Annotated in this window: 15 protein-coding genes; 3 read left to right on the top strand and 12 right to left on the bottom strand. The window is 58.6% G+C overall.

What is annotated here, in order from left to right; all coding sequences use genetic code 11:
- Positions 1 to 23: 23 nt before the first annotated feature.
- From flgL to flgB, 11 genes are all read right to left on the bottom strand, one after another.
- On the bottom strand, positions 24 to 977 hold the full coding sequence (gene flgL, locus FFB58_RS00550) for a flagellar hook-associated protein FlgL (RefSeq protein ID WP_039028921.1): 954 nt from the start codon (positions 975 to 977) through the stop codon (positions 24 to 26).
- A gap of 14 nt (positions 978 to 991) precedes the next feature.
- Positions 992 to 2,638: a flagellar hook-associated protein FlgK gene (gene flgK, locus FFB58_RS00545; RefSeq protein WP_138368631.1), complete on the bottom strand. Its 1,647-nt coding sequence runs from the start codon at positions 2,636 to 2,638 to the stop codon at positions 992 to 994.
- Between the two features lie 75 nt (positions 2,639 to 2,713).
- Positions 2,714 to 3,667, bottom strand: coding sequence for a flagellar assembly peptidoglycan hydrolase FlgJ (gene flgJ / locus FFB58_RS00540; protein ID WP_039028919.1), 954 nt, complete (start codon positions 3,665 to 3,667; stop codon positions 2,714 to 2,716).
- Positions 3,667 to 4,764: a flagellar basal body P-ring protein FlgI gene (locus tag FFB58_RS00535; RefSeq protein WP_138368630.1), complete on the bottom strand. Its 1,098-nt coding sequence runs from the start codon at positions 4,762 to 4,764 to the stop codon at positions 3,667 to 3,669. The genes flgJ and FFB58_RS00535 overlap by 1 nt, the downstream gene beginning before the upstream one ends.
- Before the next feature lie 12 nt (positions 4,765 to 4,776).
- A complete protein-coding gene (flgH, locus tag FFB58_RS00530; protein ID WP_039028917.1) occupies positions 4,777 to 5,475 on the bottom strand; it encodes a flagellar basal body L-ring protein FlgH in 699 nt (232 codons plus the stop codon).
- Positions 5,476 to 5,532: 57 nt separating this feature from the next.
- Positions 5,533 to 6,315 (bottom strand): flagellar basal-body rod protein FlgG, encoded by a 783-nt coding sequence (gene flgG / locus FFB58_RS00525; RefSeq protein ID WP_039028916.1) that lies wholly within the window; start codon positions 6,313 to 6,315, stop codon positions 5,533 to 5,535.
- Positions 6,316 to 6,326: 11 nt separating this feature from the next.
- Positions 6,327 to 7,082, bottom strand: coding sequence for a flagellar basal body rod protein FlgF (locus FFB58_RS00520; RefSeq protein ID WP_039028915.1), 756 nt, complete (start codon positions 7,080 to 7,082; stop codon positions 6,327 to 6,329).
- 20 nt (positions 7,083 to 7,102) lie between these two features.
- Positions 7,103 to 8,383: a flagellar hook protein FlgE gene (gene flgE, locus FFB58_RS00515; RefSeq protein WP_039028914.1), complete on the bottom strand. Its 1,281-nt coding sequence runs from the start codon at positions 8,381 to 8,383 to the stop codon at positions 7,103 to 7,105.
- A gap of 26 nt (positions 8,384 to 8,409) precedes the next feature.
- Positions 8,410 to 9,114: a flagellar hook assembly protein FlgD gene (flgD, locus tag FFB58_RS00510; RefSeq protein WP_039028913.1), complete on the bottom strand. Its 705-nt coding sequence runs from the start codon at positions 9,112 to 9,114 to the stop codon at positions 8,410 to 8,412.
- An 11-nt stretch (positions 9,115 to 9,125) separates the two neighbouring features.
- The gene (flgC, locus tag FFB58_RS00505; protein WP_039028912.1) at positions 9,126 to 9,530 is read right to left on the bottom strand and encodes a flagellar basal body rod protein FlgC; all 405 of its coding nucleotides are present in this window, start codon (positions 9,528 to 9,530) and stop codon (positions 9,126 to 9,128) included.
- A 2-nt stretch (positions 9,531 to 9,532) separates the two neighbouring features.
- On the bottom strand, positions 9,533 to 9,949 hold the full coding sequence (gene flgB / locus FFB58_RS00500) for a flagellar basal body rod protein FlgB (RefSeq protein WP_039028911.1): 417 nt from the start codon (positions 9,947 to 9,949) through the stop codon (positions 9,533 to 9,535).
- A 160-nt stretch (positions 9,950 to 10,109) separates the two neighbouring features.
- Between flgB and flgA the strand changes: the two genes are divergently transcribed.
- From flgA to flgN, 3 genes are all read left to right on the top strand, one after another.
- Positions 10,110 to 10,766, top strand: a complete 657-nt coding sequence (flgA, locus tag FFB58_RS00495; protein ID WP_039028910.1) for a flagellar basal body P-ring formation chaperone FlgA — start codon at positions 10,110 to 10,112, stop codon at positions 10,764 to 10,766.
- 93 nt (positions 10,767 to 10,859) lie between these two features.
- Positions 10,860 to 11,147, top strand: a complete 288-nt coding sequence (gene flgM, locus FFB58_RS00490) for a flagellar biosynthesis anti-sigma factor FlgM (RefSeq protein ID WP_039028909.1) — start codon at positions 10,860 to 10,862, stop codon at positions 11,145 to 11,147.
- Between the two features lie 7 nt (positions 11,148 to 11,154).
- On the top strand, positions 11,155 to 11,577 hold the full coding sequence (gene flgN, locus FFB58_RS00485; protein ID WP_039028908.1) for a flagella biosynthesis chaperone FlgN: 423 nt from the start codon (positions 11,155 to 11,157) through the stop codon (positions 11,575 to 11,577).
- A 49-nt stretch (positions 11,578 to 11,626) separates the two neighbouring features.
- Here the strand turns inward: flgN and murJ are convergent, their stop codons facing one another.
- Positions 11,627 to 13,162, bottom strand: coding sequence for a murein biosynthesis integral membrane protein MurJ (gene murJ, locus FFB58_RS00480; protein WP_138368629.1), 1,536 nt, complete (start codon positions 13,160 to 13,162; stop codon positions 11,627 to 11,629).
- Positions 13,163 to 13,223 lie beyond the last annotated feature (61 nt).

The raw sequence follows: 13,223 nt of genomic DNA, 5'->3' as shown, positions 1-13,223 counted from the left end.
CCATGTTCTAAAGGTCAAGTCAGTTATTTATTCATCTGGAACAGCGACATACCCTGCATATCGCTGAACGCTTTATAGGATGCCTGAAGCGCCGCCTGCTGCATGGTGTAGGACGAAATTGCAGCGTTCCAGTCTACGTCAATAAGATCGCTCATTTGCTGGGTCTGGCCTAACGCACGATCGCTGCCCAGCGTATCCAGTGCATCGAGTTCGGTCAGCTTAGTCCCCAGGTCAGCGCGCACGGTCAGCACGTTATCAAGGGAGTTACGCAGACCGCGGTTGGCCTTATCGATATCCAGATTCAGCTGATCCGTCTTGTCCTGATCGCCGCTGACCGGCGTTTTCAGGGCTGCAATCGCATTATCCAGGATCTTGAACAGATTGGTTTCCGGGGTTGAGCCGTCCGGCTCTGGCGCTGCATTACTGGTGAAGGATTCAAACACTTCACTGCCGGTATGGCTGATCTGCATGTTACGCGCGGAATCAACCTGCTGCCGGATAGGCGTGTCACCGCCGTTATAGGTACCCGTGGCCTGGTCGAAAGCCGCAGCGTCCGTTTTATAACCGGCGAAAATATAGCGTCCGTTACCGTCGGTGCTGTTTGCCAGGTTCACCAGCTGATCGCGGATACCCTGCAGGTCGGTAGCAATGGAGCTACGGTCGTTGTCACTCAGGGAGCCGTTACCGGCATAGACAATTTTATCCTGCGCTGATTGCAGCGCCGTGGTCACCTGACCCAAAACGCTCTCCTCCAGCCCTACTCGCTGGGAGGCAAAAGAGCGGGCCAGCGTAAACTGGCTGTTCTGCGCCTGGGCCTGCGACAGCACCACCGCCTGCGACGCGGCAATGGGGTCGTCAGACGGACGGTTAACGCGTTTGCCGGTGGACATCTGCTCACCGTAACTCAGCCACTTGCTCTGGGAATCGGTGATCCCGCGCATGTTCTGCTGGTACATCATCTGGGTGCTAATACGCATCGTTCACCTCAGCCTTAGCGAATATTAATTAACGCGTCGAAGAGCGTGCTGGCGGTTTGCAGCACCTGGGCATTGGCCAGGTAGTACTGCTGGTAGCGCTGCAGGTTGCCGTACTCTTCGTCGAGGTTAACGCCGGAGATCGACTGCTGCTGGTTGCTCAGCTGCGTCGTCACGTTTGCCTGGGTAGTGCTGCTGGTTTTCAGCGTCGCGGTTTTGCTGCCGACGGTACTGACCAGCGAGGCATAGGCATCGTTAAAGGTTTTGTTGCCGCCGACCACTTTGCTGTTCTGCAGATCCAGCAGCGCCTGGCCGTTGCGGTTATCACTTTCACCGCCATCAGGGTCAGAGGCCAGCGCCAGTTTTCCCTCTTCGCTGATCGCCACGTCCATATTCACGATGGCATTAGCAACAGGCTTGATGGTAAAGCTGTCTTTGTTTTTCGCCGCGCCGGATACGTTAACCTTCAGGCCATCGAAGGAGAGATTTCCGTTACCGTCATCGGTGGCAGTGACCGTCGTTTTATCGGAAAGGCGGGTGATTTTCCAGTTGGAGCCATCAAACTCCATTTTGTAATCAGTCGCCTGCACTTTGGAAAAGTTGTCCATATCGACCGTCGCGGACACGGCAGCCGTACCGGTATTTTTGCTGTTGGCCAACACCGCTGGCGCGCCGATATCAAATAATTTACCGCCGGCTTTGCCTTCTACGTCATAACCCTTTTCATGCTGGGTATTCATCGCGTTAGCGAAGGAGAGCGCCAGCTGGTTGAGGGTATTGCGCGCCGCGTCGAGCTCTTCGGTGCGGAAGGTCATCATGCCGCCCAGAGAACCGCTGGTAAGCAGTTTTTCCGGGATCTCGACCGGGCCCGAGGTACCGTCAACAAAGGCTACGGTGGTACGGGACGGATCGGCGCTGGATTTCACGGCCGCCAGCTGGTTGGCGGTGCTGCCCTGAACCAGGTTGTAGCCGTTACCGAAGGAGACGTTATAGGTGCCGCTGTCCTGAACGGAGACTTCAACGCCCACGATCTGGTTCAGCTCGCTCACAAGCTGGTCGCGCTGATCGAGCAGGTTGTTCGGGGACGCGCCCGCGCCCACGCCGGTCAGACGGGAAATCTGATCGTTCAGGTTGGCAATTTGTTTGGCGTAGTTGTTGATCTGCTCAACGCTGGTGCCGATCGCGGTGTTGATCTGCTTATCCTGATCGCGCAGATACTGATCGTTCACCTTGAACTGGTTCACCAGGCCATCGGCCTTGCCCAGCACCGTCTGGCGCGCAGCCGGATCTTCGGCGTTGCTGACCAGAGTCTGCAGGCTGCTGAAGAAGTCCTGCATGGTGGTGGCCAGGCTGTTGCTGCTGCCAGACAGAATGTCGTCGATTTTGGACATCTGCTGGTAGCGGGTGGTCAGGGCGCTGCTCTGGTTCTGCGCGGTGCGCAGCTGGTTGGTAATGAATGCATCATATTCGCGCTGTACCCCGGAGACATACACGCCGTTGCCAACCCAACCGCCGCCCGTCAGCGTGCTGTTTGAGGCACTCAGCACCGTCGTCTGACGGGTATAGCCCGTCACGTTGTAGCTCGAAATGTTATTACTGGCGGTATTCAGCGCAGCCTGTGCCGCACTGAGGCCACTCATGGCGCTGTTGATCAAACTGGACATGGGGGTTCCTTTTATACTTTCAGACACGAGTCCTGCTGGAGATTATCGGCAGTCTCCAGCCGGACTTGAGAACTTTCAGAACAGATTTTCGATATCGTTGCTGTAGGCTTTGCTGACTTTCTCACCCATCGATTTCAGCTGTTGAATCATGCTGGTCAGCTTGCGGGCATACTGCGGGTCGGTGGCGTAGCCCGCATTCTGCAACGCCTGCGCCCCCTGCTCTGCCGTCGCGGCCTGGGTCACTGCCGCATAGCGCGGGTTACGACTCAGCAGGCCGACATAGTCTGAAAGCGCCTCCAGATACGAACTGTACACGCGGAATTTGGCTTTGACCTTTTTCGCCTCGCCGTTTTCATATTCGGTGGTGGTGATCTCGGTGGTAGGCCCTTTCCAGCTTCCCGACGCCTTGACGCCGAAGATGTTAAAGCTCGGCTCGCCGTTCTCGCGGCGGATCTGACGCTGCCCCCAGCCCGACTCCAGCGCCGCCTGGGCGAGGATCAGGTGATGCGGCACCCCGCTCTGCTGGCTGGCAAGACGCGCCGGCAGCGAGAGCTGCGCCAGGAAGTCTTTGCTGTCGCCGGTGAGGGGTTCATCGTTACTTTCAGGCGCCTTTGGTACCGCTTTACGCACCATCTGGGTCAGGGCCTGATTTTGATAGCTGGTCACCTTTTCCAGATCGAACTTCATCGGCACCTGCTGCGGCGCATCTTCCGGCGGCACGCCCTGGGCGGCCGCCATCTGCTTGACGATCACGTCCGCAAGCCCGAGCCCTTTACCGGCGGTCATCTGCTGCGCAATCTGCTGGTCATACATGCTGGTGTACAGACGCGTTGAGTCGCTGCTGAAGATGCCGTCTTTCGGCAGGGCTTCACGCATGCTTTTCAGCATCATCTGGACAAACATTCCCTCGACCTGGCGGGCCACCGGACGGATATTCCCCGCCGGATCTTTACCCGCTTTGGACTTCAGTTCGTTGAGCGACTGGGTATCCCAGGCCGCGCTGCTCAGCAGTTTGCTATCGGTCAGCATCAGATGATTTCCAGTTTGGCGCGCAGACAGCCCGCGCTCTGCATGGACTGCAGAATCGACATCAGATCCATCGGGGTGGCGCCCAGGGCGTTGAGGGCACGGACCACGTTGTTCAGGTTGGCGCTGGAGCGCACGCTCTGCAGCGAGCCGCCGCTCTGGCGTAAATCAATCTGGGTCTGCGGCGTAACCACCGTTTCACCGCCGCCAAACGGCGTATCCGGCTGGCTGACGTTCGCCGAGCGGTTAACGGTAACGGAGAGGTTGCCCTGCGCCACGGCACAGCTGTCCAGCGTCACCTCACGGTTCATCACCACCGAGCCGGTACGGGAGTTGATGATCACTTTGGCGTCCTGCGGCGTGACGTTCACTTCCATATTCTGGATATCCGCCAGCAGACGTACCTGGTTGCTGCCGCCGCTGGAGACGCGGATCTGCACGGTGCGGGCATCCAGCGCGGTGGCGCTGCCAAAACCGCGGCCGCGGTTGATGGTGTCCGCTATCTGCTGCGCCATGGTGAAGTCATCCTGGTTCAGCTGCAGGTTGATGGTGTTGCCGGTGCCGAACTGGGTCGGCAGCTCACGCTCGATGACGGCCCCGTTAGTAATACGCCCGCCGTTAAGCTGGTTAACCTGCACGCTGCTGCCGCCTGCGGAGGCTCCCGCCCCGCCGACGAGGATATTCCCCTGCGCCAGGGCATAGACCTGGCTGTCCACCCCTTTCAGCGGGGTCATCAGCAGGGTACCGCCACGCAGGCTTTTCGCGTTACCCATGGAGGAGACCACCACGTCGATGGTCTGCCCCTGGCGCGCGAAGGCCGGGAAGGAAGCGGTGACCATGACCGCCGCCACGTTTTTCAGCTGCATGTTGGTTCCGGCCGGCACGGTGATGCCGAGCTGGGAGAGCATGTTGTTCAGGCTCTGGGTGGTGAACGGCGTCTGGGTGGTCTGGTCACCCGTACCGTCCAGCCCCACCACCAGACCGTAACCGATCAGTGAGTTTTCCCGCACGCCCTGTACGCTTGTGAGATCGCGAATACGGTCGGCCTGGGCACAGGTCGCCACCAGCACCAGCAGGAATCCGAAGAGGGATTTAAACATAGGTCACCTCGATTACATCGGTGAGAGGTTAAGGAAGAAGCGCTGCAACCAGCCCATATTCTGCGCTTCGTTAATGTAGCCGTTGCCGACATACTCAATGCGCGCATCGGCCACCTGAGTGGACGGTACGGTGTTGGAGCCGCTGATGGTGCGAGGGTTAACCACACCGGAGAAGCGAATGAACTCAGTGCCCTGGTTGATGGCGATCTGTTTTTCACCCACGACATGTAAATTGCCGTTCGCCAGCACCTGGTCGACGGTGACCGTCAGGGTGCCGCTAAAGGTGTTGCTGGCATTGGCGCCGCCTTTTCCGTTAAAGGAGTTGCCGCCAGACGCCTCGGCATCGGCGCGCGCATTACCGAAGAGGCCTTCGAGGTAGCGTGGCACGGTGTCGAAGCCAAAATTGGTTTTCCCGTCGCGGCTGGCATTCGCCGACGAGCTCTTACTGGCGCTGACGTTTTCCTGCAGCTGGATGGTCAGCGTATCGCCGATATTACGTGGGCGACGGTCTTCAAACAGCGGCTGATAACCGTAGTTAATCGGCTGCGCGGTCTGGAAAATTGAGCCATTCACTACCGGGGTCGGGCCAGGAATGGGTTGGGCGGAAGTCGCACCCTGCACCAACGGTTGAGACGGAACCCAGGCGCAACCGCTGAGGGTAACGGCCAGGAGAGTCACTATCGGATAACGAATCGCCGCGTGTTTTTGCATTGCCTTCATCTTCGAAAACAGGGAGCCGGTGCGGCGCGAACCGCACCGGGCTGCACCTTAGAGTTGCGTCAGTTTCTGCAGCATCTGGTCGGTCGTCGACACTGCTTTACTGTTAATTTCGTACGCGCGTTGCACCTGGATCATATTCACCAGCTCTTCCGCGACGTTGACGTTTGAGGTTTCCACATACCCCTGATACAGCAGACCTGAACCGTTCAGACCCGGCGTGCTCTCGTTCGGCGCACCGGAGGACTGGGTTTCGATGTACAGGTTCTCACCGATGCTTTCCAGACCGGTGTCGTTCATGAAGGTGGTCAGGTTAAGCTGGCCGACCTGCACTGGCGCGGCCTGCCCCTGCTGGGTCACGCTCACGATCCCGTCACGCCCGATGGTGATGCTCAGGGCGTTCGCCGGAATGGTGATCGCCGGTTGCACCTGGAAACCGCCTGCGGTCACCAGCTGGCCGTTCTGATCGACCTGGAACGAGCCGTCACGGGTGTAGCCAGAGGTGCCGTCCGGGAGCTGAACCTGGAAGAAGCCCTGGCCTTTGATCGCCACGTCTTTGCTGTTGTTGGTCTGGGACAGGTTGCCCTGGCTGTGCAGACGCTCGGTCGCCACCGGGCGAACACCGGTACCGATCTGCAGGCCGGAAGGCAGCGTGGTCTGTTCAGACGACTGCGCCCCTGGCTGGCGGATGGTTTGATAAAGCAAATCTTCGAAAACGGCACGCTGGCGCTTAAACCCGTTGGTGCTGACGTTCGCCAGGTTGTTGGCGATGACGTCCATATTGGTTTGCTGCGCGTCGAGACCCGTTTTCGCGATCCATAAAGAACTGATCATAAGAAGTCCTGTTAACTCATTGACAGCAGTTGGTTGGCGCGACCGGCGTTTTCATCAACGCTGGAGATCACCTTCATCTGCATTTCAAAACGGCGTGCGCTGGCGATCATGTCGGTCATCGCGGCCACCGGCTTAACGTTACTGCCTTCCAGCACGCCAGACATGACGCGAATGCTCGGGTCGGCCTGCAACGTCGGGCCACGGGTAGCCTGCGCCGCCTGGGTCAGACGGAACATGCCGTCGTCACCACGCTGCACTTCGAAACCTTCGGCTTTTACCAGCTTCAGGCGGCCAACCGGGGCCACGGTGTTCGGCGGATCGCCCGGGTTCAGGGCGGAGATAGTACCGTCTGCCGCGATGGTGATCTCCGAGCCTTCCGGCACGGTGATCGGGCCACCTTCACCAATAACCGGACGCCCCTGGATGGTCAGTTGCCCGACCGAATCCACCTGGATGTTCCCGTTACGGGTGTAGCCTTCGCCGCCGTCGGCGGTCTCAACCGCCAGCCAGCCGTCCTGCTGCAGCGCCACGTCGAGCGGGCGCGAGGTGTAATCCATCTGCCCCGGCGTCATATCGGCGCCAGGAGTGGACGCCGTCACCAGCGTACGCGTTGGCAGGGAGAGCCCTTCCACCGGCACGGCGCGCATGGCGTTCAGCTGCGCACGAAAACCCGGCGTGGAGGCGTTCGCCAGGTTACTGGCGGTCACGGCCTGCTGATTAAGCGTCTGACTGGCCGCGCCCATCGCGGTATATATTGCGTGATCCATTAAGCTATCCCGTCAGCCACTTAGCGGAGGTTAACCAGCGTGTTGAGGATCTGATCCTGGGTTTTGATGGTCTGCGCGTTCGACTGGTAGTTACGCTGCGCGACGATCATATTGACCAGCTCTTTACTCAGGTCGACGTTGGAGGCTTCCAGCGCGCCGTTGGTCAGGGTACCGAAGTTACCGGAACCGGCGGTGCCCAGCAGCGCCACGCCTGAGGACTGCGTGGCAGACCAGACGTTGTTACCTTCAGACTGCAGACCTTCGTTGTTGGCGAAGTTCGCCAGCACGATCTGCCCCAGAACCTGGTTCTGTTCGTTGGAGTAGTTACCCACAACGGTGCCGTCATCGTTGATCTGATAGCTCACCAGATCGCCCGGCTTGTAGCCGTTCTGGTTGGTGGCCACGATGTTGTTCGCCCCGGTGTTCTGCTGCATGGAGTTCAGGAAGCTCAGGGAGAAGGTCACCGGCAGCGCGCCGCTCAGCGGATCGGTAGTCACGTTGATAGACGCGTTGGCATTTGCCGTGGCGCTCATCGTCCAGGTTTCCGGCGTGGTGCCCATGGCGGTGTAGTTATAAACGCCTTCCAGGTTACCGTTGCTGTCGAAGCTCATCTGGGCAGATTTGGTGATCTTGCCGTTCGCCACGCTGCCATCCTGTGAATAGACATCCCACTTGTTGTCTGCCGTTTTCACGTAGTAGACATACATGTTGTGGGCGTTACCCTGGTTGTCATAAACGGTGATGGTGCCTTTCTTGTTGTAGCTGTCCGAATCCGGGTTGGCGTTGGTCACGTCAAACGCAATGGTCGGCACGCTGTCCGTAGAGTTCAGGTTGATCTGCTGGGCCGCGGTGCTGGTCGCTTTTGCCGACATCAGGTTGTTTGGGATGGTGATCGGCTGCGGGTTCGCGCCGGTCTGTACCGTTGGCGGGGTGCCGCCTGCCGGATAACCCGTTACCTGCAGACCCTGCATGTTCACCAGGTTGCGGTTTTCGTCCAGGCTGAACTGGCCGTTACGGCTGTAATAGACGGAACCGTTGCTGTCGAGCATACGGAAGAAACCGTTCTGGCTGATCGCGACATCCAGACCACGGCCGGTGTTGGTGGTGGTACCATCAGCGAAGTCTTGGGTGATACCAGCAACTTTTACGCCCAGACCCACTTTGGAGCCGGCGAACATGTCTGCGAACGACGCGCTACCGGACTTAAAGCCATAGGTCGCGGAGTTGGCAATGTTGTTACCAATGACGTCGAGGTTAGTGGCTGCAGCATTCAGGCCGCTGACCGCTTGTGAAAAGGCCATTTGTTACTCCTGATAAGGGTTAAGGCTTAAATAATCTGCCGAACTTCGTCGAGCGTTGTTGTACCGTAAGTCCCGAGATCCAGCGTGTTACCGCTGCTGCTGCGGATCACGCCCTGCACCATTGCGAACTGCAGCGGCTGGGCCACCAGCTGCGTGCTGCCGCTGCTGGCGGAAATTGCCACGTTATAAGAACCGTTTGGCGCACTGCTGCCATCGGTCATCGTGCCGTCCCAGGTAAAGGTGTGAACACCGGCTTTCAGTTCGCCGATATCAATAGTGCGAACCACCGCACCGTTCTTGTCGGTGATGGTGGCGGTCACTTTGTCGGCGCTCTGCTGCAGCTCAACGCCAAACGGCGTGGTGGAGGTGGTGCTGGTGCCGTCGGTGGTGCTGCTTCCCGCCAGAACGGTGGTTCCCGGGATCATCACGCCATGGCCAATCAGGGTGCTGGCCTGCATCGACTGGCTGCTGTCGATCTGCCCGGAAATGGAACCCAGGGTGGTGTTGAGCTTCTCGATGCCGCTCACCGTACTGATCTGCGCAAGCTGCGTGGTCAGTTCGTTGTTCTGCATCGGGTTGGTCGGGTCCTGGTTTTTCAGCTGCGCAACCAGTAGCGTCAGAAAGCTACTCTGCAGATCGGAAGCGTTGCTTCCGGTCAGTGAGCTGCTGCCCGTGGTGCCGGAGACACCCGTAGTCGCTGACCTGTCATTTACATTAACGGCAATAGACATTGATCTCTCCTTTACTGGCCCAGAGTGAGCGTTTTAAGCATCATGCTCTTCACGGTGTTCAGCACTTCAACGTTGGCCTGGTAGCTGCGGGACGCTGACATGGTGTTCACCATCTCGCCGACCACATCCACGTTCGGCATCTTGACGTAGCCATTGGCGTCAGCCAGCGGATTGCCCGGCTCGTACACCAGTTTGTCCGGTGCCTGGCTCTCAATCACACTGGCGACTTTTACCCCGCCAGTTTGTGCACCCGGTGCAGCATCCACCTGGAACACAACCTGTTTGGCGCGGTAGGGTTGCCCGTCCGGGCCGGCCACGCTGTCGGCGTTCGCCATGTTACTGGCGGCCACGTTCAGACGTTTGGATTGCGCGGTCAGCGCTGAACCCGCGATATCAAAGATATTGAGTAAGGCCATTATTAGTTGCCTCCTTGCAGTACATTCATCATGCCTTTAATCTGCCCGCCGAGAACGGTCAGTCCCATCTGGTACTTCAGGCTGTTATCGGCGAACTGCGTACGCTCGCGGTCCATATCAACAGTGTTGCCGTCCAGGGATGGCTGATCGGGAACGCGATAAAGTAAATCGATATTCGGGGTGGTCACGGTCTCTGCGGGAATGTGGCGTGCAGAGGTCAGCGCGAGGGCGACACCGCTATTTTCGGCCCGGCCGCGCTCCATCACTTTCTTTAATTCACTGGAAAAATCGATATCACGCGCCTGAAACCCGGGGGTATCAGCGTTTGCGATATTGGCGGCCAGAATCTCCTGACGCTGGGCGCGTAAGTTGAGCGCTTCCTGCTGAAAACGTAGCGCGGCGTCGAGTTTATCGAGCATGTCTCCTCCGCTGATGGCAAAATTTCAGTGGATAGCTTAAATCTCACCCCATCTCCTTCATCGACGGAATAAGCGCAAAATGCGTCGCTATTTATTGCGTTGATGCCAATGCGCTACAGGTAGAATTCTGCTCATCATTAAACCGACGGTAACTGGCGATATGGCATTCAAACGTGGTGTGACCGCAACCCTGCTCCTGTGGAGCGCCCTTTCGCAGGCACAGGATCTCGATGCCCAACTGACGGCGTTCTTTGCCCAGCGGCTGGCGGGATTCAGCGATGAGGTTTCGGTGCAGGTCCGCACGCCAGACAACATGCGTCCCTCCTGCGAGACGCCTGAATTCAGCGCCCCCGGCAACACAAAGCTGTGGGGCAACGTCAGCGTCAGGGCACAATGTGGCAATGAAAAACGGTTTATTCAGGTTGCAGTTCAGGCGACGGGCGATTATGTTGTCGCGTCCCGGAGCATCCCCCGGGGGGCCGCCCTGCAGCCGGGCAGCGTTACGCTGAAGCGCGGCAGGCTGGATCAGCTTCCACCGCGGGCTATTCTGGATATAAACCAGGTGCAAAATGCCGTCACGCTGCGGGATCTGGTGCCAGGACAGCCGTTACAGCTGTCGATGCTGCGCCAGTCCTGGCGAATCAAAGCCGGGCAGCGGGTGATGGTGATTGCCAGCGGCGACGGCTTTAGCGTCAACGGTGAAGGCCAGGCGCTGAACAATGCCGCGGTCGCGCAGAATGCACGGGTCAGGATGACATCGGGCCAGGTGGTAAGCGGAACCGTCGATACGGATGGGAATATTCTGATTAACCTATAATCTTTTTAAAGATTATGCGGCGGCTGCCGATAAATAAGTAACAAATGATGATGTCAGGCGCCAACGCCGCGAACCCTCGATGAGGACAACATAATGAGCATTGATCGTACATCGCCCCTGAAGCCGGTTAGCCCTGTACAACCGCGCGAGCTGAATGACACTGCCACTGCAAAGACTCGCCCGCAGAAATCGGCGACCGCCAACAGCACCAGCGTCACGCTGAGCGATGCCCAGGCGAAACTGATGCAGCCTGGTAGCAACGATATCAACATGGAACGCGTTGAAGCGCTGAAAACCGCCATCCGTAATGGCGAGCTGAAAATGGATACCAGTAAAATCGCTGATGCGCTGATCCAGGATGCGCAAAGTTTCTTAGAGTAATCACCGTATGAGTCGTCTGACGGAAATAATGGATCAAATGACGGTCGTGCTGAACGACCTGAAGACGGTGATGGACGCCGAACAACAGCAGCTCTCTGCCGGGAATGTTCACGGCAGCGCGCTGCAGCGCATTACAGAAGACAAAAGTTCCCTGCTGGCCACGCTGGACTACCTTGAACAGCAGCGACGCGGCGAGCAATCCGCGCGCCACAGTGCAAATGATGATGTCGTCGATCGCTGGCAAACTATTACCGAAAAAACGCAGCATCTGCGCGATCTGAATCAGCACAACGGATGGTTACTTGAGGGTCAAATCCTTCGCAACCAGCAGGCGCTTGAGGTGCTTAAGCCGCATCAGGAGACAGGACTGTATGGCGCCGATGGCCAGACAGCCAGCTCACGCACCGGCGGTAAGAAATTTTCGATTTAATCAGGCGATAGCCAAAAAAAGGGGAGCACCGACAGGCGCTCCCCTTTTTTTACGCCGTGCGGCGGGCGAACTCTTTAACCTTAAAGCCCAGCACCGCGAGGGTGGCGAAGTACGCCACCACACCCACCACGACCACCGCCATCAGGCGCAGCAGACGGTACGGCATGGTGCCCAGCGCCCAGTCAGGCATAACGTACAGCATCCCCACCAGCGCCGCCGCCATCACCAGCACGGCAATCACCAGACGCAACAGGAAGCTCGCCCAGCCCGGCTGCGGGGTGAAGATCTGCTGCTTGCGCAGCTGCCAGTAGAGCAGCCCGGCATTGAGACAGGCTGCGAGACCGATGGACAACGACAGACCGGCATGCTTCAGCGGGCCGATAAACGCCAGGTTCATCACCTGGGTCATGATCAGCGTCACGATGGCGATTTTCACCGGCGTTTTGATGTCCTGACGCGAGTAGAAGCCCGGTGCCAGCACTTTCACCACGATCAGCCCCATCAGCCCCACCGAATAGGCCACCAGCGCCCGCTGGGTCATCGCTGCATCGAAGGCGGTAAATTTCCCGTACTGGAACAGGGAGACGGTGAGCGGTTTGGCCAGGATCCCCAGCGCCACCGCGCTTGGCAGCGCCAGCAGGAAGCAGAGGCGTAACCCCCAGTCCATCAGGCGGCAGTACTCGTCATGATTGCCGCTGGCGAAACTGCGGGAGAGCGAAGGCAGCAAAATGGTCCCCAGCGCCACACCCAGCACCCCGGACGGAAACTCCATCAGGCGGTCGGCGTAGTACATCCAGGAAACCGACCCGGAGACCAGGAACGAAGCAAAGATGGTGTTGATGATCAGCGAGATCTGGCTTACCGACACGCCGAGGATCGCCGGGCCCATCTGCTTAACCACCCGCATCGCCCCGGCATCGCGCAGGTTAATGCGCGGCAGCACCAGCATGCCGATTTTCTTCAGGTGCGGCAGCTGATACGCCAGCTGCAGAACCCCACCCACCGTCACCGCCCACGCCAGCGCCAGGACCGGCGGATGGAAGTGCGGTGCGGCAAAGAGCGCAAAGCCGATCATGCTGACGTTCAGGAACGTCGGCGCAAACGCCGGGACCGAGAAGCGGTTCCAGGTGTTGAGGATGGCCCCAACCAGCGACGCCAGCGAGATCAGCAGAATATAAGGAAAGGTGATGCGCAGCAGCTGCGAGGTCAGGGCAAACTTGTCGGCGGTATCGGCAAAGCCGGGGGCGGTGACCATGATCACCCAGGGCGCCGCCAGCATCCCGATCACCGTAACGATCGCCAGGGCGAGGGTCAACAGTCCTGAGACGTAGGAGACAAACACCTTAGTCGCATCTTCCCCTTGCTTGCTTTTGTACTCAGCCAGAATAGGAACGAAAGCCTGAGAAAACGCCCCTTCAGCAAAGATACGGCGCAGCAGGTTAGGCAGTTTGAATGCAACAAAAAAGGCGTCAGTCGCCATTCCTGCGCCAAACACCCGCGCCACAATGGCGTCGCGCGCAAAGCCCAGCACGCGCGAAAACATGGTCATCGAGCTGACGGCGGCCAGCGATTTTAATAGGTTCATTAACGTGAATTTCCACTACCAGACGGCAAAACGCCTGCAAAGCAGGCGTGATTCTCGCCGG

The sequence above is a fragment of the Enterobacter sp. MF024 genome (genome assembly GCF_005843915.1).
Classification (GTDB): Bacteria; Pseudomonadota; Gammaproteobacteria; order Enterobacterales; family Enterobacteriaceae; genus Enterobacter; species Enterobacter barmai.
The sequence above is the reverse complement of the archived record's forward strand: the minus strand, read 5'-3'. Positions and strand labels throughout refer to the sequence as shown.